This is a genomic window from Streptomyces sp. AC627_RSS907 (genome assembly GCF_019049165.1).
Window position 1 is genome coordinate 21,799 of record NZ_JAGMUE010000023.1, and the last position, 22,660, is coordinate 44,458.

A 22,660-nucleotide genomic window follows, 5' to 3' on the forward strand; every position below is an offset into this window, starting at 1 on the left:
TCCGGGCGTGTTCCCGGAACGGAAGGAGGGTGACGCCATGGTGATCGCCAGCATCCTGATCGTGCTCGCGGCCCTGGTGACCGGGGCGGTCGCGGCGCGCCGGAGCGCGTCCCGCCTGGGCCGGGCGAGGGGCGGCCGGAGCGAGTGGTCGTCCAGCGGGGGCGGGGGCGGCAGTGACAGCGGCGGCAACAGCTGGTGGGCCGGGGACGGCGGGTCGTCCTCGGGCGGGCACCACTCGGGCCACTCCTGCGGCGGCGGCTCGTCCTGCGGAGGCGGGTCGTCCTGCGGGGGAGGGGGCGGCGGATGCGGTGGAGGCAGCTGACACGGGGCAGCTGAGCTCCGGCCAGGGGGAACCGCATCCCCGCCACGGGGCCCGGCGCCTGGGGCCGGGCCCCGCACCCCACCGAGCGCCCGCCGGGAAACACCCCGGCGGGCGCTCCCGCGCTCCCGTGCTCCGGCGTGCGCCGTGCGGGCAAGGTGTGCGCCCCGGTTGAACAGTTGAGCTGTGGAGCCCTCTGAGGGATGGAAACGTTACGAAGTTGGGTAAAAAAGCTGTGGCGGCGCCACCGTTCGTGATTCCCTCTCCATCACCAACGCAGCTCCGGGGACGACCTGTTGACCCCCCTCCTGACCGTCCGACTGGGCTGACCGGGCCGCATCCCCGACAGTGTCCGGGGTGCGCAGGCCCCACACCTTCCTCTTCTTGTGTGCTTGCGGAGCCCATCCATGCTCACGACCCTGAAAACCGCCTACACCGACACGCGCGCCGCAGACCTCGCCTGGGCCCTGGGGCGCGAGCCGCTGCCGGCGCTCGCCAGTCTCGACCTCGAACTGTCGGGCGCGAAGCTGCAGTTGAGGCTGCTCGGCGCCTCCCATCAAGTCCTGCTCGAGGAAGAGGGGGGTGGCTGTTCGGAGACGGTGGCGTGCATCCCCGGCAGCAGCACCCCGCTTCCCCTGGGCGTCGCCAAGCGCGTGGGTGACTGGGAGTACGAGTTCGCCGCCCGGGTGGAGGTGCTGACGCCGGGTTCCTTCGCCGGCCGCGCCCAGGAGCTGCTCGCCCTGGTCGCCGACCATCCGCACGGCCTGGCCGGCGTCTTCCCGGGCAGCCCCAACGCCTTCACGGCGCTGCTGGCCCACCGGCACGACGGGCAGGTGCACTGGCGTACCTGGCACGCCTACCCCCAGGACGGCCAGCTGGTGTCGACCCGGACCCGGGTCGGCATCCGGGTGCCGACGGCGCGGCTCAGTCCGTCCGGGGTGTGAGCGGGCGGGCGAGCGACGGATCCGGGGCCACCGCGTGACGGGATAAACCTCTGACGCTCGATGGAACGTCAGTTTCACACGTGTGGGTGACGAAGCGCAGTGCGAGAGTGACGTAACGTCACTGCGTGATCGAATCGCACGCGCCCGCCCCGCCCGGCTCAAGGTCGTCCTGGGGTGGCGGCGGCCCCACCGGTCCCGGTGGCCCCACCGGCCCCGGAGGGCCGGCGTGGCTTCCCGTCCGCCCGGCCACCGGGCGGTTCCTGGTCCTGGCGGGCGTGTTCGTCTGCGCGGCGTGCGGGCTCGTGTACGAACTCGCACTCGTCGCACTCGCCTCGTACCTGATCGGCGACTCGGTCACCCAGGCGTCCGTCGTCCTGTCCGTCATGGTCTTCGCCATGGGCCTCGGCTCGCTCGCCGCCAAACGGCTGCGCCGCCTGGCGGCGGCCGGCTTCGGCGCGGTCGAGGCCGTCCTCGCCCTCGTCGGCGGCTCCAGCGCCATGGTGCTGCACGCCGTCTTCGCCTGGACCGGCGGCTGGGGCGGCCTGTGGGCCGACGGCCCGCGCGTGCTCCTGGTCGTCTTCTCGCTCGTCATCGGCGTGCTGATCGGCGCCGAGGTGCCGCTGCTGATGGAGCTGATCCAACGCGTCCGCCGCCAGGACCCGGGCGGCGCCGTCGCCGACCTGTTCGCCGCGGACTACGTCGGCGCGCTCGTCGGCGGCCTCGCTTTCCCGTTCGTCCTGCTGCCCTTCCTCGGCCAGCTGACCGGCACGCTGCTCACCGGCACCGTCAACGCGGTCGTCGGCGCCGCCCTGGTCCTCGGGCTGTTCCGGCGGGACCTGACGCGCCGGGCCCGCCGGCTGCTGCTCGCCGCCAACGCCGTGGTGCTGGTCCTCCTGACCACGGCGACCGTCCTCGCCGACGACTTCGAACGCGCCGCCCGGCACGCCGTGTACGGCCAGGACGTCCGCGTGGCCGTCCAGACCGACGTGCAGGAAGTGGTCCTCACCGGCGACACCGACGGCCGGCCCCTCGACCTGTTCCTGGACGGCCGGCTCCGGGTCCGCGACAGCGACGAGCGGCGTTACCACGAGGCCCTGGTGCACCCCGCCATGAGCGGCCCGCACGCGCGCGTGCTGATCCTGGGCGGCGGTGACGGCCTCGCCGCGCGGGAGGTGCTGCGCCACCCGGACGTGCGGCGCGTCGACGTCGTCGAGATCGACCCCGGGCTCGCCCGGCTGGCCCGGCACGACCCCGGCCTGTCCGCGCTGAACGAGCACGCCTACGGCGACGCCCGCCTCCACGTCACCACGGCGGACGCCTTCCGCCGACTGCGCTCGGCCTCCACCGCGACGTACGACGTGGTGATCTCGGACCTGCCCGACCCGGGCATCACGGCCAGCACGAAGCTGTACTCGCAGGAGTTCTACGGCCTGCTCCGGCGGGTGCTCGCCCCCGACGGGCGGCTGGTCGTCCACGCGGGCCCGGTCTCCGCACGGCCCCGCGCCTTCTGGACCGTGGACGCGACGCTCCGCGCGGCGGGTCTGCGGACCACCCCCTACCGCGCCGGCGCCCGGAACGCCGGCTTCGCGCCGGGCCCCGACCGCACGGCCGCCACCCCGCACGCCCCCCGCGACTGGGGCTTCCTCCTGGCCGCGCGCACGTCCCCCACCCTGCGCCTCGACCCGAGGGCCCCCCGCCCGCACACCCTCACGGCACGGTCCCTGACACGGAGCGCCCACTCGGCGTCCCGCACCCGGATCCCGGACCTGCCACCGTCGACACTGGCACATCCGCGGTACTGAACCCCGCGGGTGCGCGTGCGGGCCGGGTGGGCCGGGGCGGGGCGAGGGTGTGCAGGTGACTTCGGGCCGGCGGGGGGTGTACCGGGCGCCCGCTGGGTAGGGTGGCCAGACATGGAGCATGAGGTGTTCGTTCCGGTTCCGGCCGAGCGGCTCAGGGACGTACTGGCCGACCCCGTCCGGGTCGCCCGGGCGGTTCCGGGTCTCCAGCAGGACGCCGGCGCCGAGCCCGTCGCGGGGCGGCTGAAGGTGCGTATCGGCAGCCACTCCATCACCTACCGGGGCTCCCTGCGCCTGTCCGCGCGGGAGGACGGCACGTACGCCGTCGAGGGCGAGGCCGCCGAGTCGCGCGGGACCGGCACGGTCGCGCTCGCGCTCACCCTCCGCGTCGCGGACGCCGACGGCGGCTGCACCCTCGCGATCGGCGGGACGGCCACGGCGGCCGGAAGGGTCACGGAACTGCCGGCGGACGCGGTGATGTCGTCGGCGACCCGGCTGCTGACCCGTTTCGCGGAGAACCTGGGTACGGCGGCGCAGCAGGAGCAGGAGCAGGGGCAGCCCAAGGCACAGGAGGAGCCGCGGCACACCTCCGTCTTCGACACCGAGGTCCCCCCGTCCTCCCTCGCGGACCCGGACATGGACATGGACGTGGACATGGAGACGGCGGACCGGGACATGGACGCGGACAAGGACAAGGGCAAGGACAGGGGCAAGGGCAAGAGCACGGACGCCGCCGCCGAGGACGAGCCGGGCGCCCCCGAACCCCCCGCCGAGGCCGCGCACGCGCGCCGCACGATGATCGGCCGCAGCGCCGAGGAGGTGGACCACGCACCGCCGCGCGGCCGGTACGCCCCCGTCCCCGCGCCCCAGGCGGCCGGGTCCGCCACGCCCCTGCGCTGGGCGGCCCCGGCCGCCGCGCTGGCCGTGGCGTCGGCGATCGTGGTGGGCCGGGCCCTGCGCAGGCGCCGCTGAACCGCCGTCGGCCGGTCGGACGGGACGCCCTTGATCGCCCCAGTAGGGTCATGGCGTGAGTAACGAACCCATCACGCTGACCGCGGGTGACGCGGAGGCGACCGTGCTGCCGGGCAACGGCGGCCGGATCAGCGGGCTCCGCGTCGGCGGCACGGAACTGCTCCGCCAGGGGGAGCGCTACGGCTGCTTCCCGATGGTCCCCTGGTGCGGCCGGATCCGCGAGGGCCGCTTCCGGGACGGCGCCCTCGTCCATCAGATGCCGCTCAACTCCCCGCCGCACGCCATCCACGGCACCGCCCGCGACGGCGCCTGGCACACCGCCCGCGTCACCGCCGACGAGGCCGTCCTCACCTACGACCTCGTCGACCCCTGGCCCTACTCCGGCCGCGTCACCCAGGTGATCGCGCTCGCCGAGGACACGCTGACGCTGACGATGTCCGTGGAGACGTACGAGTCGTCCTTCCCGGCGCAGATCGGCTGGCACCCCTGGTTCAACCGGACCCTGGGCGGCGCGGACGTGACGATCTCCTTCGACCCCGCCTGGCAGGAGGAGCGCGGCGACGACCACCTGCCCACCGGCAACCGCGTCGACCCGAAGCCGGGCCCCTGGGACGACTGCTTCGGCATGCCGGACGGCGTCGACGTCACCCTCACCTGGCCGCGGCGGCTGGAGCTGAAGGTGACCAGTCCGGAGCAGTGGGCCGTGGTCTACGACGAGCAGGAGGCCGCCGTCTGCGTGGAGCCGCAGACCGGCCCGCCCAACGGCCTGAACACCCTCCCGCGCCTGGTCACGCCCCTGGAGCCGCTGGAGGCCACCACCACCTGGAGCTGGACCCGGCTCTAAGCTGGTGGGCATGACGGACGTTCGTGCGGCGCTGCTGCAGCAGATCAAGGACAAGGCCGTGGTGCACGGCAAGGTGACCCTCTCCTCGGGGCTGGAGGCCGACTACTACGTCGACCTGCGCCGCGTCACCCTGGACGGCGAGGCCGCGCCGCTGGTCGGGCAGGTGCTGCTGGACCTGACCGCCGACCTGGAGTTCGACGCGGTGGGCGGGCTGACCATGGGGGCCGACCCGGTCGCCGCCGCCATGCTGCACGCCGCCGCCGCGCGGGGCCGGAAGCTGGACGCCTTCGTCGTCCGCAAGGCGGCCAAGGCGCACGGACTGCAGCGCCGCGTCGAGGGCCCGGACATCAGGGGCCGCCGCGTCCTGGTCGTCGAGGACACCTCCACCACCGGTGGCTCCCCGCTCACCGCCGTCGAGGCCGTGCGCGAGGCCGGTGCCGAGGTCGTGGCCGTCGCGACCATCGTCGACCGGGCGACGGGCGCCGCCGAGAAGATCCAGGACGGCGCCGGGGTTCCGTACCTGTACGCGTACGGCAAGGACGAGCTGGGCCTGGACTGACGTCCGGCCGGGACCGGACCGAGGTCCACTCGGAGTATCCCGTCCCGTCTGGAAGGATGGGGCCGACGATGACGTCGCCCCCCAGTTCCAGGACAGGGCCGTAAGCACGTACCACGCCCACCCGCACATACAAGGAGCGGACAGATGCCCATCGCAACTCCCGAGGTCTACAACGAGATGCTGGACCGGGCGAAGGCTGGACAGTTCGCCTACCCGGCCATCAACGTGACCTCCTCCCAGACGCTGCACGCGGCCCTGCGCGGTTTCGCTGAGGCGGAGAGCGACGGCATCGTCCAGATCTCCACCGGCGGCGCCGAGTTCCTGGGCGGCCAGCACAACAAGGACATGGTGACCGGCGCCGTCGCCCTCGCCGAGTTCGCGCACATCGTCGCCGAGAAGTACGACGTCACCGTCGCCCTGCACACGGACCACTGCCCGAAGGACAAGCTCGACGGGTACGTCCGTCCGCTGCTGGCGGTCTCCGAGGAGCGCGTCAGGGCCGGCCGCAACCCGCTGTTCCAGTCCCACATGTGGGACGGGTCCGCGGAGACGCTGTCCGACAACCTCTCCATCGCCCAGGAGCTCCTGGAGCGCGCCCGCGCCGCCAAGATCATCCTTGAGGTCGAGATCACCCCGACCGGCGGCGAGGAGGACGGCGTCTCCCACGAGATCAACGACTCGCTGTACACGACGGTCGACGACGCGGTCCGCACCGTCGAGGCGCTGGGCCTGGGCGAGAAGGGCCGCTACCTGCTCGCCGCGTCCTTCGGAAACGTGCACGGCGTGTACAAGCCGGGCAACGTCGTGCTCCGCCCCGAGCTGCTCAAGGAGCTGAACGAGGGCATCGCCGCCAAGTACGGCCGGCCCGCCGGCAGCAAGCCGTTCGACTTCGTCTTCCACGGCGGCTCCGGCTCCACCGAGCAGGAGATCGCGACCGCGCTGGAGAACGGCGTGGTCAAGATGAACATCGACACGGACACCCAGTACGCCTTCACCCGTCCGGTCGTGGACCACATGTTCCGCAACTACGACGGCGTCCTGAAGGTCGACGGCGAGGTCGGCAACAAGAAGACCTACGACCCGCGCACCTGGGGCAAGCTGGCCGAGGCCGGCATGGCCGCGCGCGTCGTCGAGGCCTGCGGCCACCTGCGCTCGGCCGGCCAGAAGATCAAGTAACGGCCACTCCGGCACGCCCGCGACGGGCCCGGCACCGGCAGGATCTCCCTGCGGTGCCGGGCCCGCGCACGTGGACCGGCGGCATGGAGCAGACTTGTCCCCATGCCCATCAACGAGAACCTCCTCGGGGGACCGCCCCCGACCCACCTCCCCGACGACCCCGGGCCGCGCGAGCTCCTGGCGGGCGGCACCTCGCCCACCGACGTCGCCGCGAAGTACCCGACGTCCTCGCTGGCCTGGGCCCGGCTGGCCGACGAGGCGTACGAGCGGGGCGGCGTCGTGGAGTCGTACGCCTACGCCCGTACCGGCTACCACCGGGGCCTGGACGCCCTGCGCCGGAGCGGCTGGAAGGGCCACGGGCCGGTGCCGTGGGAACACGAGCCCAACCGCGGCTTCCTGCGCGCCCTGCACGCCCTCGCCCGCGCCGCCCAGGCGATCGGCGAGAAGGAGGAGTACGAGCGCTGCACGCAGTTCCTGAAGGACTCCTCGCCGACGGCCGCCGAGGTGCTGGGCTGAACCGGGGACGGCACGTCCTGGCCCGTCTGCCGTGCGCAGGCGGGCCTTGCGGTTTCCTGGGAGGATTGCGGAGGATGCCGTCGGGGACCGGGGCCCCGTGCCGGTAACGGCAGGGCGGACCGCTACCCGTAGTGCACAGCAGGAGACAGCGATGTCCCACGAGGCCCCGAATCTCGACTTCGAGGGCAGCACGCCGTACGAGGACTATGTCAAGGCGGACGTGCTCACCCATCTCCAGCACACCCTCTCCGACGATCCCGGAGAGATGGTCTTCCTGGTCACGACCCAGGTCATGGAGCTGTGGTTCACCGTCATCGTCCACGAGTGGGAGACCGCGGCCGGCGCCCTGCGCGAGGACCGGGTCCAGGTGGCGACCGACGCGCTGAAGCGGTCGGTGCGGGAACTGGAGGCGCTGAACGCCTCCTGGACGCCGCTCGCGGGACTCACCCCCGCCCAGTTCAACTCCTACCGGAGCGCCCTCGGCGAGGGTTCCGGATTCCAGTCGGCGATGTACCGCCGGATGGAGTTCCTGCTCGGCGACAAGTCCGCGTCGATGCTCGTCCCGCACCGCGGCGCCCCGCGTGTCCACGCCGAGCTGGAGAAGGCGCTGCACGAGCCGAGCCTGTACGACGAGGTGGTCCGGCTGCTCGCCCGGCGCGGGTACGACATCCCGGCCACCGTGCTCCAGCGCGACGTCACCCGGAAGTACGAGGCGGCGCCCGAGGTGGAGGCCGCCTGGACGGCCGTCTACGCCGGCGACCAGAACGGCGAGCTGGTCCGCCTCGGCGAGGCGCTCACCGACGTCGCGGAACTGGTGTGGCGCTGGCGCAACGACCACCTGGTCGCCACCCGCCGCGCGATGGGCGCCAAGACCGGCACGGGCGGCTCGGCCGGGGTGGCGTGGCTGGAGAAGCGGGCCCGCGGCAACGTGTTCCCCGAGCTGTGGACGGCGCGGTCCTATGTCTGAGCTGATGAGCGAGGCGGAGAGCCTGGACGCCGCCGACGGGCTGGCCGCGGTGCGCGAGCGGTTCCTCCTCGACGACGTGACGTACCTGGACGGCAACTCGCTCGGCGCCCTCCCGGCCGGTGTCCCCGCGCGCGTGGCGGACGTCGTACGCCGGCAGTGGGGCGAGCTGCGCATCCGGTCCTGGGAGGAGAGCGGCTGGTGGACCGCGCCCGAGCGGATCGGCGACCGGATCGCCCCGCTGGTGGGGGCGGCGGCCGGGCAGGTCGTCGTGGGCGACTCGACGAGCGTGAACGTCTTCAAGGCGCTCGTCGCGGCGGTCCGGATGGCAGGTGCCGGGCGGCACGAGGTCCTCGTCGACGCCACCACCTTCCCCACGGACGGGTACATCGCCGAGTCCGCGGCCCGGATGACGGGCTGCTCCCTGCGCCCGGTCACCCCCGCCGAGGTGCCGTCGGCGCTGGGCGACCGCACCGCCGCCGTGCTGCTCAACCACGTCGACTACCGCACGGGCCGGCTGCACGACCTGCCCGCGCTCACGGCCGCGGTGCACGCGGCGGGGGCGTACGTCGTCTGGGACCTGTGCCACAGCGCGGGCGCGCTGCCGGTGGGGCTGGACGAACACGGCGTCGACCTCGCGGTCGGCTGCACCTACAAGTACCTCAACGGCGGCCCGGGTTCGCCCGCGTACCTGTACGTGCGCCGTGACCTCCAGGACCGCTTCGACTCCCCGCTGCCGGGCTGGAACTCGCACGCCGAGCCGTTCGGCATGCGGCCCGCGTACGCCCCGGCCCCCGGCGCGGTGCGCGGCCGGGTCGGCACTCCGGACATCCTCTCCATGCTCGCCCTGGAGGCGGCGCTGGAGGTGTGGGACGGGGTGTCGGTCGAGGCGGTGCGGGCCAAGTCCCTGGCGCTGACGGACTTCTTCCTGCGCTGCGTCGGGGAGTACGTCCCGCACGGCAGGGTGGAGTCACTGACCCCGGTCGCCCACGCCGAGCGGGGCAGCCAGGTCGCGCTGCGCTGCGATGGCGCCGGGGACGTCATGAAGAGGCTGATCGAAGGCGGGGTGGTCGGGGACTTCCGCGCCCCGGACGTGCTGCGCTTCGGCTTCACCCCGCTGTACGTCGGTTTCGCGGACGTGGAGCGGGCGGCGCGGGTGCTGGCGCGGACCCTGGGGGAGCGGGGCTGAGGGACCGTGGCGGGCTCCGGCGCGGGCCAGGTCACCGGCGCCGACGGACTTCTTCCTGCGCTGCGGCGCGGAGTACGTCCCGCACGGTGGGGCCGGAGTCACCGACCCCGGCCGCCCTCCTCTCGCCGGTCCGCGCCCCGGCTGCCCTCCTCTCGCCGGTCCGCGCTCCCGGCCGCCCTCCTCTCGCCGGTCCGCGCTCCCGGCCGCCCTCCTCTCGCCGGTCCGCGCCCCGGCTGCCCTCACCCTGCGTGACATCCGCGTGTCGGCGCACGTCACCGGCCTGATACGGTCCCGCCAACGGCCGATTCCTTTCCCCCGGTCCGCCAACACCGTTTCGTCGCTGAGAGGTTGAGCATGTCGGACGCCGCCGCAGAGCCGGGCACCGCTGCCGCGCGGAACGCCGCGGAGGAGAAGTCGGTCTTCTCGCATCCGGCAGTCGACCCCGACGGGACGGCGGTGTACGGCGACCACCCCGACCAGGTGATCGACTTCTACGCGCCGCGCGGAGCGGCGGGTCCGGGCGGCGCCGCTCCCGTCGTGGTGCTCCTGCACGGAGGCTCCTGGCGGGCCCCGTACGACCGGCGCCATGTCAGCCCGTTCGCCGGGTTCCTGGCCCACCGGGGCTTCGCCGTGGCCAGCGTGGAGTACCGGCGCGGTGCGCGGGGCGCGGGGAGCGAGGACGCGGGTGCGGAGGGTGCCGGTGGGGACGGGGGCGCGGGGAGCGAGGACGCGGGTGCGGAGGGTGTCCGTGGGGACGGGGGCGCGGGCGGGCCCGTCGCGGGACGCTGGCCCGACACCTTCGACGACGTGGCCGCCGCGCTGGACGCGCTGCCCGCGCTGGTACGGCGGCACCTGCCGCAGGCCGACGCGCGCCGTGTGGTGCTCACCGGCCACTCCGCCGGCGGTCACCTCGCCCTGTGGGCCGCCGCCCGGCACGTACTGCCCGCCGACGCGCCCTGGCGCCTGGACCGTCCGGCGCCCCTGCGCGGGGTGGTCGCCCTCGCGCCGATCGCCGCCTTCGAGGTCGCCGACAAGCTCGACGTGTGCGGCGGCGCGACGCGTCAACTGCTGGGCGGGCGCGAGCTGTTCGCCGATCGCCGCCCTTACGCGGACCCGGCCCTGCTGCTGCCCACCGGGATCGCGACGACCCTCGTCCAGGGCCGCGCGGACGTGGACGTTCCGCAGGCGGTCGCCGAGGCGTACGCCGACGCGGCGGCGAAGGCCGGGGAGGTGGTGGGCGTGACGCTGCTGGAGGACGTCGGCCACTTCCCGCTGATCGATCCGGCGGCGGACGCGTGCGCGGTGGTGGCGGAGGAGATCGCGCAGCTGGCCTGGTGAACGCGGGGGCCGGCCGGGCCGCGGGCGGGCTCCGGGCCTGCTTGCGGGCCTGCCCCTCGGCGCCTGCTCTCCATGCCTGTTCCCGGGCGTACTTCTGGGCCTGTTCCCGGGTCTGCTTCCGGGCCTGTTTCCGGGTCTGTCCCCGGGTCTGCCGGGTTGCGGCCGGTGTCGCCGTTGCCGTCGGCATCGCCAGGCGCTTCCGGGTCGTACCCGTAGTACTTGAGAGCTACCCCGCAGGTGAGTCCCCTGGCGGGACGCGAGTTACCCGGGCCGGTTCATAACTTCCCTTGCAGACGAGCCCGATGGGCGGGCGAGCTGGAGGGGAGGGGCCATGCGGCCCGGTGCGGCGGTACGTTGGCGGCGGCGTGTGGGCAGATGGTGCCGCGCCGGTTGCGCCGCCCTCATCGTCGGTGCCGTGGTGGTGCCCCTCTCGGCCGCCGCGCACCCCCGGATTCCCGCCCCGGCACCCGCCGTGCTCGCGGCCCCGACGGCGGGGACGCTGGACGAGACGTACGCCGCCAACCGGGCCAACGCCGCCGACGCCTCCCGGATGGCCGCCGACCACGGCGACCGTCAGCGCGCGGCGGTGGACCGTTCGATGGCCGACCCGTCCCGTCGCCTCCTCGCCTTCGACGGCCGGGGCGCCGGACTGGTCACCGAGGTGCTCGGTGACCTGGCGCACGCCGACCGCGTCGCCGTCCTGGTCCCGGGCTCCGACACCGGCCTCGACACGTACGGCCGGTTCAGGGCCGCCGCCCTCGCCCTGCACCGGCAGCTCGTGACGGAGGCGCCCGACGGGACGCGCACCGCGGTCGTGGCCTGGCTGGGCTACGAGACGCCGGGCACCATCAGCACCACGGTCACCACGACCGACCGCGCCGACCGGGCCGCTCCGAAGCTGCGTGCCCTGGTCGACGACCTGCGCCGGATCACCGGCCCCGGCACCCGTCTCGCCCTCGTCTGCCACTCCTACGGCTCGGTCGTCTGCGCCCGCGCCGCCGAGGGCCTGGACGTCACCGACATCGCTCTGGTCGGCAGCCCCGGCACGGGTGCCGACACCGTCGCCGGCCTGCACACCGGCGCCCGGATCTGGGCGGCGCGGGGGACCGACGACTGGGTGGAGCACGTGCCGCACGTCAGCGCCGACCTCTTCGGCACCACCGTCGGCTTCGGGACCGACCCGGTCTCCGCGGACTTCGGCGCCCGGGTCTTCGACGCGGGCGACGGCGGCCACAGCGACTACTTCGACACCGGTTCCCGCTCCCTGAGGAACCTGGCCCGGATCGCCCTGGGCGAGACCACGGAGGTGACCCATGAGTGACTCGGCACGAGCGTGGCGGAAGGCCCGGGAGGCCAGGGAGGCCAGGGAGGCCAGGGAGGCCCGGGAGGTGAGGGAGGCCAGGGAGGCCAGGGAGACGACTGGCTCGCGAGGAACGCGACGGACGCGAAGGCTCCGACCGGGCCCGCCGCGCGGCCTTCTGCACACCCTGCGCCGCACCGCCGGCCGGATCGACGACGCCACTCCCCGGGAGCGGGACCGGGCCGTCGACGCCCTGCGCGCCTTCGCCATTCTCGGCGTGGTCCTCGGCCACTGGCTGGTGACGGCCCTGGTCGCCGACGGCAACGGCCTGCACGCGGCGAGCCCCTTGCAGGACATGCCCTGGCTGGCCCCGGTCTCCTGGGCCTTCCAGACCCTCGCCGTGTTCTTCCTGGTGGGCGGCCATGTCGCCACCAGGGGTCACGCGTCGGCCCGTGCCCGCGGCACGTCCTACGGCCGCTGGCTCTCCGCCCGGCTGTCCCGGCTGTTCCGCCCGGTCGCGGCCGTCCTCACCCTGTGGACGGTGACGGCGGCACTGCTGCTGCTGACGGGCGCGGAGTTCGTGACGGTCCACACGCTGGTGAAGCTGGCCCTGTCCCCGTTGTGGTTCCTCCTGGTCTTCGCCGCGCTGACCGCGATGACGCCGCTGCTGACCCGGCTGCACCCGTTGTGGCCGCTGGTCGTCGTCCTCCACGTCGACCTGCTGCGCTTCGGCTTCGACGCCCCGTCCTGGCTCGGCTGGATCAACCTCGCCGCCGGCTGGCTGGTCCCCTACACCCTCGGCGCGGCCTGGACCCGCGGCGAGCTGGACCGCCGCCGCGCCGGCTGGGTCCTGCTCGCCGGCGGTACGACGGCGACCGCGGCGCTCGTCGCCTGGGCCGGCTACCCGGCGTCCATGGTCGGCGTCCCGGGCGCCGCGGTCTCCAACCTCAACCCGCCGACGCTGGCCGCCGTCACCTTCGGTCTGGCCCAGTGCGGCCTCGCCCTGCTGCTGCGTGAGCGGCTGCGCCGCACGATGCGGCGACCCGTGGCCTGGGCGGCGGTCGCGGTGGTCAACCTCTCCGCGATGACGATCTTCCTGTGGCACCAGACGGCCCTGATGGCGACCACGGCCACCGGCCTCCTGGCGGGTCGCCTGCCCGGCCTGCACACGCTCCCGGACGGCCTGGACTGGGTCGCGGCCCGGCTCCTCTGGCTCCCGGTGTTCGCGCTGGTCCTGACCGGCTGCTGGGCCGCCTTTCGCTCCCACGAGCACGGTGGCGGCGGCCGACGCCGCTCCCGCGTCGTCCGGACGCATCACCCGGTCCATCGCCCGATCCACCGCCCGACGGAGCGCGCGGCGGCGCGTCCGACGGAGCGTGCGGCGGAGCTCCCTGCGACGACGGCGGGGCGCCGTCATGTCTAGGGTGGAGCGCGTGATGTCAAGGGGGAGCCGGCCGGGGGCCGCGGGCCGGGTCGAGCGCGTGCTGCGGGTGCTGCACGACGACCTGTGGACCTGGCGGGCGGACCCGCTGCCACCGTCGGTGTGGCTGCGCTGGTTGCCCCACGGGATCGTCTGGCTGGCCGCCCTGGGCGTACTGCTCGGTGACGCCGCCCAACTCAACGACAACGGCGGCATCGACCCCGGATTCGCCTTCCTGATCGCCTCCACCCAGGCCGGCGCGATGGTCTTCGCGCTGTGGCGGCCGGTCGCGGCGTGGTGGATGTCGATGGCGGCCATGCTGGTGGGTGCCTTCGCCCTGAAGGCCGAGATGACCGTGGACGACTACAGGTTCACCTGGCCCTGGACGGCCGCCGGGATCATCGCGCACCTGTTCGTCCTGCTGCTGCTCGCCCTGCGGGTCCGCACCCGGGTGACCGTGGAGGCGCTGGCCCTGACCGCCCTCAGCACCTACGTCATACAGGGCCTCGTGGGCGCGGTGGACTACCAGCCGACCGGCCAGCTGGCCACCATCCTCTTCGCCGTCGTCGTGGTCCTGGGCGCCGCCCTGCGCGGACGCCGGGAGGCTCGCGCGGAACTCGTGCAGCAGACCTCGCTCACCGCCGAGGAGAGGGCCCGGCGCACCCTGCTGGAGGAGCGCAGCCGCATCGCGCGCGAGCTGCACGACGTGGTCGCCCACCACATGTCGGTGATCTCCATCCAGGCCCAGGTCGCCCCCCACCTCGTCGAGAACCCGCCGGACGAGCTGAAGGAGAACCTCGCGGGCATCCGGCAGAACGCGCTGGAGGCACTCACCGAGCTGCGCCGGGTGCTCGGCGTGCTGCGTTCGGAGCACCCCGACGTGTCGGAGCCGTCCGCTGCCACCGACACCACGGGAACCGCTCCGCACGCACCGCAGCCCACGCTCGACCGGCTCGACGCGCTGGTGGAGAACACCCGGGCCGCCGGGCTGACCGTCACCACCGGGACCAGCGGGACACGCAGACCCCTGCCGCCCGGGGTGGAGCTGTCGGCGTACAGGATCGTGCAGGAGGCGCTCAGCAACGTCCTGCGGCACGCACCCGGCGCGACCGCCCGCGTCCACCTCACGCATCTTCCGATCGGGCTGCGCGTGGAAGTCACCAACACCCGCCCGACGCGGACCCCGTCGCCGTCGCAGGGGGCGGGACACGGGCTGCTCGGCATGCGGGAGCGGGTGGCGATGCTCGACGGCAGTCTCACCGCGCAGTCACTGCCGGACGGCGGCTACCAGGTGGCCGCGTTCCTGCCGTCCGACGCCGACCCCACCGACCCCACCGACGACGGTTGGCCCACCCACCACTCCACCGAGGACGACACCCCATGACGAGCGGCACCATCCGCGTACTGATCGCCGACGACCAGCAGATGGTCCGGCAGGGTTTCACCGTGCTCCTCAACACCCAGCCCGACATCGAGGTGATCGGACAGGCGGTGGACGGCCTGGACGCCGTGGCCAAGGTCGCCGAGCTGGCGCCGGACGTCGTCCTGATGGACATCCGCATGCCCGAGCTGGGCGGGATCGAGGCCACGCGCCGCATCACCGGGACGACCCCGGAGATCAAAGTGCTGGTGCTGACCACCTTCGACCTCGACGAGTACGTGTACGAGGCGCTGCGGGCCGGCGCGTCCGGGTTCCTGCTGAAGGACGCGTCCGCCGACCAGCTCGCCGAGGCGGTCCGGGTGGTGGCGGCGGGGGACGCGCTGCTCGCACCGGGCATCACCCGGCGGCTGATCGCCGAGTTCTCCCGGCTGGACGACCGGCCCCGCGCCCCGCTGAAGGCCCGCGTCGGCGACCTGACCGAGCGGGAGACCGAGGTGCTCGCCCTGATCGCGCGGGGCCTGTCGAACGCGGAGATCGCCCAGCACCTGGTGGTCGCCGAGCAGACGGTGAAGACCCATGTGGGCCGCATCCTGGTGAAGCTGGGCCTGAGAGACCGCACGCAGGCGGCGGTGTTCGCGTACGAGTCGGGACTGGTGCGGCCCTCCGGACACTGACCGGGGGCCGGGACCGACCGTAGTACTTGAGACGGATACCCAGGGACCCCTCTCAGTGGTGACGACGGTGTACCCCGGCTGCGCCTACCGTTGCCAACGTGACCGAGACGACCCAGACGAGGACCGTGCCCCCCGGAGACGGAGACGGAGGCGGGCCCCGCAGCCCCGAGTACCGGCTGGCCATGGACGCGCTGAGCGGACTGCGCGAGGACCTGTTCCACGACGCCTTCGCCTACCGTCCGATGCCCCGGATGGCCACGGACGGCCCTCTGGCCCGCCGCCTTCCCGGCCGGATGCGGTCGTACGCGTACCGGTTCCCGCTCGCGGTGGTGGCCGCCGTCGCACTGCTGTGCTTCTACGCCGGGTCGACGGCCAGCGGTTCCTCCGACGGTCCGCTGGCCCTGCTGACCGGGGTGCTGTACGCCGTTCCGGTGCTGGCCACGCTGGTCCGGCCGGTCGGCGCGTTCTGGCTGTCGATGGCGGCCACCCCGGTGGTCGCGGTGATGGGCGGCAGCTGGGGCGACTGGCCATGGGGGCCCGGCGCGTTCCTGTGTCATGTATCGGTCCTGGTGATCGTGGCGATACGCACCCGGCCCCGTACGGCCGCGTGGATGTGGGCCCTGACCGCGGTCTACGGCTTTGTCACGGAGACGCTGTTCGGCAGCGGACGGTACAACACCAACTCCGCCCCGCTGCTGGTCTTCACCGCCTTTGCCCTGCTCGTGGTCTCCGTCTGGCACATCCGGCGCGACGCCCGGCGGCAGGTCACCGCCCAGGAGACGGTCACCGCGCACGAGCGGTCCCGGCGCACCCTGCTGGAGGAGCGCACCACCATCGCGCGTGAGCTGCACGACGTGGTCGCCCACCACATGTCGGTGGTCGCCATCCAGGCGGAGGCCGCGCCCTACCGGGTGGAGAACCCGCCGGAGGAGCTGGAGCGCGCCTTCGCCACCATCCGGGAGAACGCGGTGGCCGCCCTCACCGAGCTGCGCCGCGTCCTCGGTGTCGTCCGCGCCGAGGACTACGAGGCCCCGGACGCCCCGCAGCCCACGCTCGCCGACCTGGACGCGTTGCTCGCCAACGTGCGCGACGCGGGCCTGAGCGCGGAGAAGGTCGTGACCGGTGCGGTGCGTGAGTTGCCGCCCGGCGTGGAGCTGTCGGCGTACCGGATCGTGCAGGAGGCGCTGAGCAACTCGCTGCGGCACGCGCCCGGCGCGACCGCCCGCGTCGAGGTCTCCTACGTCCTGGGCGGACTGGGCCTCAGGATCGTCAACGGCCCGATGCCCGAGCCCTCCCTGGTCAAGCCCTCACCCGGCGCCGGACACGGCATCACGGGCATGCGCGAGCGCGTGTCGATGCTGAACGGCGAGATGACGGCCGGCCCCACCGAAGACGGTGGCTACGAGGTGGCGGTGTTCCTTCCGGTCACGGCCGCACCCGGCGAAGGTGAAGCATGACCGGCCACACCGTCCGCGTACTGATCGCCGACGACCAGATGATGGTCCGTGAGGGCTTCTCGGTGCTGCTCAACGCGATGCCGGACATCGAGGTCGTCGGCGAGGCGGTCAACGGCCGGGAGGCCGTGGCGAAGGTCCGCGAACTCACCCCGGACGTCGTCCTGATGGACATCCGCATGCCGGAGCTGAACGGCATCGAGGCGACCAGGGAGATCGTCGCCGCCGACGGTGCGGCGAAGGTCCTCGTCCTCACCACCTTCGACCTCGACGAGTACGTGTACCAGGCGCTGCGCGCGGGCGCCTCCGGCTTCCTCCTCAAGGACGCCTCGGCCCGCCAGCTCGCCGACGGCGTGCGGGTGGTGGCCGCCGGGGAAGCCCTCCTCGCCCCCTCGGTCACCAAGCGCCTGATCACCGAGTTCTCCAAGCTGTCCGACGGCCCGCGCCCGATGTCCTCGGCCCATGCGGCGTACGGCGACCTGACCGAACGGGAGACGGAGGTGCTGGTGCTGATCGCGCAGGGCCTGTCGAACGTGGAGATCGCCGGGCGCCTGGTGGTCGCCGAGTCGACGATCAAGACACACGTCAGCCGGATTCTGGTGAAGCTGGGCCTCAGGGACCGCACGCAGGCCGCGGTCTTCGCCTACGAGGCGCGGCTGGTCACACCGGGCTGACCGGCCTGCCGGCCCGGACGGCCGTCGTCGCCGGCCACCGTGCCGCCGTATGCGGCGCGGGGTCGTCCGGCCGGTGCGCCGGCGGTGAGCCGGTCGGCGAGGGGCCGGGTGAACGGGATGCGGCCCGCAGGGTGTGCGGGTCCGGCCGGCCCGGCCCGCGCGCGGACCGGGACTATGGGCACCGGCCCGGTCGGCGTCCTATGGTCCGTCCATGACGGCTGACTCCGACCTCGCGTTCGACCCGTGGGACCCGGCGTTCGTCGCCGACCCGTATCCCGCCTTCGCCGAGCTGCGCGCCCGGGGCCGGGTGATCTACTACGAGCCCAGCGACCAGTGGCTGGTCCCGCATCACGCGGACGTGTCGGCGCTGTTGCGCGACCGCCGCCTGGGCCGGACCTACCAGCACCGTTTCACGCACGAGGACTTCGGCCGCACCCCGCCCCCGCCGGAGCACGAACCCTTCCACACGCTCAACGACCACGGCATGCTCGACCTGGAGCCGCCGGACCACACCCGTATCCGGCGCCTGGTGTCCAAGGCGTTCACCCCGCGCACGGTGGAGCGGCTGAAGCCGTATGTGCGCGCCCTCGCGGACGACCTGGTGTCCCGGCTGGTGGCGGCGGGCGGCGGTGACCTGCTGCGGGACGTGGCCGAACCGCTCCCGGTCGCCGTGATCGCCGAGATGCTGGGCATCCCGGAGTCCGACCGCGCCCCGCTCCGCCCCTGGTCGGCGGACATCTGCGGGATGTACGAGCTGAACCCGTCCGAGGAGACGGCGGCGAAGGCGGTCCGCGCGTCCCTCGACTTCTCCGACTACCTGCGCGCACTGATCGCGGCCCGCCGTGAGGAGCCCGGCGACGACCTGGTCTCGGGGCTGATCGCCGCCCATGACGAGGACGACGACCGGCTCACCGAGCAGGAGATGATCTCGACCTGCGTCCTGCTCCTGAACGCCGGTCACGAGGCCACGGTGAACGCGACGGCCAACGGCTGGCTGGCTCTGTTCCGCGACCCGGCCCAGCTGGCGGCCCTGCGCGCGGACCACTCGCTGGTCCCCTGGGCCGTGGAGGAGCTGATGCGCTACGACACCCCGCTCCAGCTCTTCGAACGCTGGGTGCTGGACGAGATCGAGATCGGCGGGACGACGATCCCGCGCGGCGCGGAGATCGCGATGCTGTTCGGCTCCGCCAACCACGACCCGGCCGTCTTCACCGACCCGGACCGCCTCGACCTCACCCGCCGCGACAACCCCCACATCTCCTTCAGCGCCGGCATCCACTACTGCATCGGCGCTCCGCTGGCCCGCATCGAACTGGCGGCGTCCATGACGTCCCTGCTGGAGCGGGCTCCGACGCTGCGCCTGGCGACCGAACCGGAACGCAGGCCGAACTTCGTGATGAGGGGGCTGAAGGACCTGCCCGTGGAACTCTGAGCCCCGGTCACGTCGTCATGTCCCGTCGCCGCAGCCCGGCCAGTCCGACCGCCACCAGCACCGCCGCGATCAGCGTGAGCACCAGCACCGGCGTCCAGCTCATCGCCCCGCCCGGCAGCTTCGGCAGATGCCCGAACGGTGACACGTCCAGCACCCCCTCCGGCACGTCCAGCGCCGGTCCGACCCAGCCGAGCAACAGCACCGCCCCCGCCACTCCCCACGCGGCCACCGCACCCCGCGGCAGCAGCCCGTGCAGCAGCACCGCCGCCCCGCCGATCACCCACACCGCCGGCACCTGCACCAGGCACGCGCCCAGGATCGCCCCGGCGTCCCGGCCGTACCCGACGGCGAAACCGACGCCGGCGAGCAGCATGATGAGCACCGCGCCACCGAAGGCGATCACCAGGTGCCCGGCGGCCCACCGCAGCCGCCCCACCGCCCCGGCGAGCACCGGTTCCGCCCGCCCGGACGTCTCCTCGCCGTTCAGCCGCAGCACCGACGCGACCACGTACAGCGCGGCGACCAGCCCGAGTGTCCCGACCATCGCCGACACGAACGCGTCGGTCAGCCCGGCCTGAGCGCCCATCCGCTCGATGATCGCGCGGGCCTGCTCGTTGTCCCCGACCAGATCGGCCGCGCCCTCGGTCATCCCGCCGTAGACGAGCCCGGCGAGGAGGAAGCCGACGCTCCAGCCGAGCACGCCGCCCCGCTGCAGCCGCCAGGCCAGCGCACCGGCCGTGCCCAGGCGGCCGGAGGCCGGTCCCGGCCGGGTCGGCAGGAAGCCCATGCCGAGGTCCCGGCGCCCGGCGAGCGCGTAGGCCACCGCCCCCTGCACCGCCGCCGCGCCGGCGATCAGCAGCAGCACCCACCACCGCTCGGCCGCGAAGGCACGCACGTGCTCCAGCCACCCCAGCGGCGACAGCCACGTCAGCACCGACGAACCGTCGGCGCTCGCCGAGTCGCCCGCCGCGCGCAGCACGAAGGCCCCGCCCAGGACGGCCGCTGCCAGCCCCCGGGCCGGCCGCGCGCTCTCGGTCAGCTGGGCGCCGATCGCCGCCGTCGTGGCGAAGAGCATGCCGACGCCCGCGATCCCGAGCCCGAGGGCCAGCGCGCCGGCCGTCCCCTGCCCGGCCAGTCCGGCGACGACCAGCAGCGCCAGGACGCCGTTCGCGACCGCCGCGGTGAGCAGGGCCGCCGTCAGCGGGGCCCGGCGGCCGACCATCCCGGAGGCGACCAGTTCCTGCCGGCCGCTCTCCTCCTCGTCCCGGGTGTGGCGTACGACGATCAGCAGGCTCATGACGGCGGCGAGCGCGGCGGCGTACACACCGACGCGCCAGGCGGTGAGCGCGCCGAGGGAGTCGTCGAAGACGGGGCCGACCATCGCCCGCAGCGACGGGTTGGTCTCCATCTGCCGCACGAGGTCGGCGCGTTCGGCGGCGGTGCCGTACACGCCCTTGAGGGTGTTCGGCATGGACAGCACCATGAGCGCGTTCACCCCGACCCAGACCGGGATCATCACCCGGTCGCGGCGGAGCGCGAAGCGCAGCAGCGTGCCGGTGCCGGCCAGGTGGCGCGAGCCCCCGGACCGTACCGCGAAGGCCGTGGTGGCGGCGGTGGCGGTCATCGCGCCGCCACCTCCTCGACGGCGTCGTTCTGGTAGTGCCGCAGGAACAGTTCCTCCAGTGTCGGCGGTGTCGACGTCAGCGACCGCACGCCCGACTCGTTCAGGGACCGGAGTACGGCGTCCAGCTTGTCGGTGTCGACCTGGAGCCGGACCCGGCGGCCCTGGACGTCGAGGTCGTGCACGCCCGGCAGGTCGGCGAGCCGGCCCGGGACGCCGGCGAGTTCGGCGGTCACGCTGGTCCGCGTCAGATGGCGCAGGTCGGCGAGCGAGCCGCTCTCGACGGTCTGTCCCCTGCGGATGATGCTGACCCGGTCGCACAGCTCCTCGACCTCGCTGAGGATGTGGGAGGAGAGCAGGATCGTCCGCCCGCGCCCGCGCTCCTCGGCCACGCACCGCTGGAAGACCTCCTCCATCAGCGGGTCCAGTCCGGAGGTGGGCTCGTCGAGGATCAGCAGGTCGACGTCGGAGGCGAACGCGGCGACGAGGGCGACCTTCTGCCGGTTGCCCTTGGAGTAGGTGCGGCCCTTCTTGGTCGGGTCGAGTTCGAACCGCTCGATCAGCTCGGCCCGGCGCGTCTTGTCCAGCCCGCCGCGCAGACGGCCGTAGAGGTCGATGACCTCGCCGCCGGAGAGGTTGCGCCACAGGGTGACGTCACCGGGGACGTACGCGATGCGGCGGTGTGCCTCCACGGCGTCCGTCCACGGGTCCCGGCCGAGTACCTGGGCGGCGCCCGAATCGGCGCGCAGCAGGCCGAGCAGGACGCGGATGGTGGTGGACTTGCCGGCGCCGTTGGGGCCCAGGAAGCCGTGGACCTCGCCGGTCTCGACCGCGAGGTCCAGCCCGTCCAGGGCGTGCGTCCGGCCGAACGACTTGTGGAGTCCCGAGACGCTGATTGCCTTCGTCATGGTTTGGAAAGTACGCTTCTTTCAGAAATTTGTGAAGTTAAGAAACTGTCAGGGTGGTGAGAGATGATCGGACCATGACGGAACCAGCCGAAGCGACCGGTCCGGGGCGTGACCCCGAGGCGGTCTCGAAGTTCGTCGAGGGCTTTGCCGCGCAGCTCGTCGAGGCCGGCATGCAGCGGATGCCGGCCCGGGTCTTCGCCGCGCTGCTGGCCTCCGACTCGGGTTCGCTGACCTCGGCCGAACTCGGCACACAGCTCAAGGTCAGCCCCGCCGCCGTCTCCGGCGCCGTGCGCTACCTCGCGCAGCAGCACATGGTCTCGCGGGAGCGTGAACCGGGCTCGCGACGAGAGCGCTACCGGGTGCACAGCGACCAGTGGTACGAGGCGCTGACCAGCCGCGAGACCATTCTCAAGCGATGGGAGGCGGCGCTCGGCGAGGGCGTCAGGAGCCTGGGCGCCGAGACCCCGGCGGGCCGGCGCATGGCCGAGACGCTCGCCTTCTTCGAGTTCGTCGACGGCGAGATCGCGGCCATGATGGAGCGCTGGCGACTCCACCGGGAGCAGACCTTCGGCAGGGGCTGACGGCCGCCGTCGTCCTTGACCGGCGTATCCCACGGGCGCTCGTCGTCACCCCGTCGGCGCAGGCGCCCCATGAGGTGCCCGCCGTCGCCCCCTGGGCGGCGTCAGCCCATCGGCAGTGTCAGCCCCCAGGCCCCCTCCAGTACCACCCACGTCCGTGTCCCCACCGGCCCCGACACCACCGCGTCGGCCCGGTACCGGAAGTGCGCCCCCGACACGGTCACCGTCCGCCCGGTCGCCGTCAGCGGCGACGCCTCCGCGCCCACCGACACCGGCCGCACCTCCACCCCGGCCACCCCGCCGACGCCCGGTGTCACCGACACGGCCTCGACCGGCTGGTCCAGGTCCACCAGGGTCACCCCGTCGACCTCCACCCGCAGCCGCGTCGGACCGGTCGCGCCCGCGGTGGCCGTACCCCGGACGGGCCGCGTGGACGCCAGCGTCCGTACGAGGGACTGGCAGGTCCGCAGCCAGGGATGCCCCGAACCCGAACCCGCACGCAAACCCGAACCCGAACCCGCACGCAAACCCGAACCCGGACCCGCGCCCCGCCCCGGACCCGAAACCGAGGCACCCGGTCCGGCGCCCGCCCCCGCGC

At 73.6% G+C, this 22,660-nt stretch carries 21 protein-coding genes and 1 pseudogene; 19 read left to right on the forward strand and 3 right to left on the reverse strand.

Annotated features, from left to right (window positions below; translation table 11 throughout):
• The first annotated feature begins 37 nt into the window (after positions 1–37).
• The 18 genes from KUM32_RS06825 (at position 38) to KUM32_RS06910 (ending at position 18,955) form a co-directional block, all read left to right on the forward strand.
• The gene (locus KUM32_RS06825; RefSeq protein ID WP_217140889.1) at positions 38–322 is read left to right on the forward strand and encodes a hypothetical protein; all 285 of its coding nucleotides are present in this window, start codon (positions 38–40) and stop codon (positions 320–322) included.
• 404 nt (positions 323–726) lie between these two features.
• Complete coding sequence (locus KUM32_RS06830) at positions 727–1,263, forward strand: DUF2617 family protein (RefSeq protein WP_217140890.1); 537 nt, start codon at positions 727–729, stop codon at positions 1,261–1,263.
• Between the two features lie 125 nt (positions 1,264–1,388).
• Entirely contained in the window at positions 1,389–3,065 is a 1,677-nt protein-coding gene (locus tag KUM32_RS06835) for a polyamine aminopropyltransferase (protein ID WP_217140891.1), read from the forward strand.
• A 111-nt stretch (positions 3,066–3,176) separates the two neighbouring features.
• Positions 3,177–4,034: an SRPBCC domain-containing protein gene (locus KUM32_RS06840; protein ID WP_217140892.1), complete on the forward strand. Its 858-nt coding sequence runs from the start codon at positions 3,177–3,179 to the stop codon at positions 4,032–4,034.
• A 55-nt stretch (positions 4,035–4,089) separates the two neighbouring features.
• Positions 4,090–4,878 carry an aldose 1-epimerase gene (locus KUM32_RS06845; RefSeq protein WP_217140893.1) on the forward strand — a complete coding sequence of 263 codons (789 nt, stop codon included), beginning with the start codon at positions 4,090–4,092 and terminating at the stop codon, positions 4,876–4,878.
• A 10-nt stretch (positions 4,879–4,888) separates the two neighbouring features.
• On the forward strand, positions 4,889–5,437 hold the full coding sequence (gene pyrE / locus KUM32_RS06850; protein ID WP_217140894.1) for an orotate phosphoribosyltransferase: 549 nt from the start codon (positions 4,889–4,891) through the stop codon (positions 5,435–5,437).
• A 144-nt stretch (positions 5,438–5,581) separates the two neighbouring features.
• Positions 5,582–6,613: a class II fructose-bisphosphate aldolase gene (gene fbaA, locus KUM32_RS06855; protein ID WP_217140895.1), complete on the forward strand. Its 1,032-nt coding sequence runs from the start codon at positions 5,582–5,584 to the stop codon at positions 6,611–6,613.
• Positions 6,614–6,715: 102 nt separating this feature from the next.
• Positions 6,716–7,129: a DUF3151 domain-containing protein gene (locus KUM32_RS06860; protein ID WP_217140896.1), complete on the forward strand. Its 414-nt coding sequence runs from the start codon at positions 6,716–6,718 to the stop codon at positions 7,127–7,129.
• Positions 7,130–7,280: 151 nt separating this feature from the next.
• Entirely contained in the window at positions 7,281–8,096 is an 816-nt protein-coding gene (locus tag KUM32_RS06865; RefSeq protein ID WP_217140897.1) for a tryptophan 2,3-dioxygenase family protein, read from the forward strand.
• The gene (gene kynU, locus KUM32_RS06870) at positions 8,089–9,282 is read left to right on the forward strand and encodes a kynureninase (protein WP_217140898.1); all 1,194 of its coding nucleotides are present in this window, start codon (positions 8,089–8,091) and stop codon (positions 9,280–9,282) included. Before KUM32_RS06865 ends, kynU begins: the two co-directional genes overlap by 8 nt.
• 354 nt (positions 9,283–9,636) lie before the next feature.
• Positions 9,637–10,620, forward strand: a complete 984-nt coding sequence (locus KUM32_RS06875) for an alpha/beta fold hydrolase (protein WP_217140899.1) — start codon at positions 9,637–9,639, stop codon at positions 10,618–10,620.
• Between the two features lie 331 nt (positions 10,621–10,951).
• Entirely contained in the window at positions 10,952–11,941 is a 990-nt protein-coding gene (locus tag KUM32_RS06880) for an alpha/beta hydrolase (protein ID WP_217140900.1), read from the forward strand.
• On the forward strand, positions 11,934–13,343 hold the full coding sequence (locus KUM32_RS06885; protein ID WP_374227490.1) for an acyltransferase: 1,410 nt from the start codon (positions 11,934–11,936) through the stop codon (positions 13,341–13,343). Before KUM32_RS06880 ends, KUM32_RS06885 begins: the two co-directional genes overlap by 8 nt.
• Positions 13,336–14,724, forward strand: coding sequence for a sensor histidine kinase (locus KUM32_RS06890; RefSeq protein WP_217140901.1), 1,389 nt, complete (start codon positions 13,336–13,338; stop codon positions 14,722–14,724). Before KUM32_RS06885 ends, KUM32_RS06890 begins: the two co-directional genes overlap by 8 nt.
• Positions 14,721–15,395, forward strand: coding sequence for a response regulator transcription factor (locus KUM32_RS06895; protein WP_217140902.1), 675 nt, complete (start codon positions 14,721–14,723; stop codon positions 15,393–15,395). The genes KUM32_RS06890 and KUM32_RS06895 overlap by 4 nt, the downstream gene beginning before the upstream one ends.
• Before the next feature lie 98 nt (positions 15,396–15,493).
• Positions 15,494–16,852 carry a histidine kinase gene (locus KUM32_RS06900; protein WP_308408613.1) on the forward strand — a complete coding sequence of 453 codons (1,359 nt, stop codon included), beginning with the start codon at positions 15,494–15,496 and terminating at the stop codon, positions 16,850–16,852.
• On the forward strand, positions 16,849–17,523 hold the full coding sequence (locus KUM32_RS06905; protein WP_217140903.1) for a response regulator transcription factor: 675 nt from the start codon (positions 16,849–16,851) through the stop codon (positions 17,521–17,523). The genes KUM32_RS06900 and KUM32_RS06905 overlap by 4 nt, the downstream gene beginning before the upstream one ends.
• Before the next feature lie 211 nt (positions 17,524–17,734).
• Positions 17,735–18,955, forward strand: coding sequence for a cytochrome P450 (locus KUM32_RS06910; RefSeq protein WP_217140904.1), 1,221 nt, complete (start codon positions 17,735–17,737; stop codon positions 18,953–18,955).
• Positions 18,956–18,962: 7 nt separating this feature from the next.
• On the opposite strand, the gene KUM32_RS06915 is transcribed toward KUM32_RS06910, so the two are convergent.
• Positions 18,963–20,579 carry an ABC transporter permease gene (locus tag KUM32_RS06915; RefSeq protein ID WP_217140905.1) on the reverse strand — a complete coding sequence of 539 codons (1,617 nt, stop codon included), beginning with the start codon at positions 20,577–20,579 and terminating at the stop codon, positions 18,963–18,965.
• Positions 20,576–21,484, reverse strand: a complete 909-nt coding sequence (locus tag KUM32_RS06920; RefSeq protein WP_217140906.1) for an ABC transporter ATP-binding protein — start codon at positions 21,482–21,484, stop codon at positions 20,576–20,578. The genes KUM32_RS06915 and KUM32_RS06920 overlap by 4 nt, the downstream gene beginning before the upstream one ends.
• 74 nt (positions 21,485–21,558) lie before the next feature.
• Between KUM32_RS06920 and KUM32_RS06925 the strand changes: the two genes are divergently transcribed.
• Positions 21,559–22,065, forward strand: a complete 507-nt coding sequence (locus KUM32_RS06925; RefSeq protein ID WP_217140907.1) for a GbsR/MarR family transcriptional regulator — start codon at positions 21,559–21,561, stop codon at positions 22,063–22,065.
• 101 nt (positions 22,066–22,166) lie between these two features.
• Here KUM32_RS06925 and KUM32_RS06930 read toward each other — a convergent pair.
• A pseudogene (locus KUM32_RS06930) lies at positions 22,167–22,660 on the reverse strand (diacylglycerol kinase); the annotation flags it as partial.

Coding starts and splice junctions, on each gene's coding strand:
- KUM32_RS06915 (WP_217140905.1), bottom strand. CDS start 20,579: ATGACCGCCACCGCCGCCACCACGGCCTTCGCGGTACGGTCCGGGGGC.
- kynU (WP_217140898.1), top strand. CDS start 8,089: ATGTCTGAGCTGATGAGCGAGGCGGAGAGCCTGGACGCCGCCGACGGG.
- KUM32_RS06880 (WP_217140900.1), top strand. CDS start 10,952: ATGCGGCCCGGTGCGGCGGTACGTTGGCGGCGGCGTGTGGGCAGATGG.
- KUM32_RS06910 (WP_217140904.1), top strand. CDS start 17,735: ATGACGGCTGACTCCGACCTCGCGTTCGACCCGTGGGACCCGGCGTTC.
- KUM32_RS06865 (WP_217140897.1), top strand. CDS start 7,281: ATGTCCCACGAGGCCCCGAATCTCGACTTCGAGGGCAGCACGCCGTAC.
- KUM32_RS06825 (WP_217140889.1), top strand. CDS start 38: ATGGTGATCGCCAGCATCCTGATCGTGCTCGCGGCCCTGGTGACCGGG.
- KUM32_RS06840 (WP_217140892.1), top strand. CDS start 3,177: ATGGAGCATGAGGTGTTCGTTCCGGTTCCGGCCGAGCGGCTCAGGGAC.
- KUM32_RS06925 (WP_217140907.1), top strand. CDS start 21,559: ATGACGGAACCAGCCGAAGCGACCGGTCCGGGGCGTGACCCCGAGGCG.
- KUM32_RS06885 (WP_374227490.1), top strand. CDS start 11,934: ATGAGTGACTCGGCACGAGCGTGGCGGAAGGCCCGGGAGGCCAGGGAG.
- KUM32_RS06920 (WP_217140906.1), bottom strand. CDS start 21,484: ATGACGAAGGCAATCAGCGTCTCGGGACTCCACAAGTCGTTCGGCCGG.
- KUM32_RS06895 (WP_217140902.1), top strand. CDS start 14,721: ATGACGAGCGGCACCATCCGCGTACTGATCGCCGACGACCAGCAGATG.
- KUM32_RS06905 (WP_217140903.1), top strand. CDS start 16,849: ATGACCGGCCACACCGTCCGCGTACTGATCGCCGACGACCAGATGATG.
- KUM32_RS06830 (WP_217140890.1), top strand. CDS start 727: ATGCTCACGACCCTGAAAACCGCCTACACCGACACGCGCGCCGCAGAC.
- KUM32_RS06890 (WP_217140901.1), top strand. CDS start 13,336: ATGTCTAGGGTGGAGCGCGTGATGTCAAGGGGGAGCCGGCCGGGGGCC.
- pyrE (WP_217140894.1), top strand. CDS start 4,889: ATGACGGACGTTCGTGCGGCGCTGCTGCAGCAGATCAAGGACAAGGCC.
- KUM32_RS06875 (WP_217140899.1), top strand. CDS start 9,637: ATGTCGGACGCCGCCGCAGAGCCGGGCACCGCTGCCGCGCGGAACGCC.
- KUM32_RS06860 (WP_217140896.1), top strand. CDS start 6,716: ATGCCCATCAACGAGAACCTCCTCGGGGGACCGCCCCCGACCCACCTC.
- fbaA (WP_217140895.1), top strand. CDS start 5,582: ATGCCCATCGCAACTCCCGAGGTCTACAACGAGATGCTGGACCGGGCG.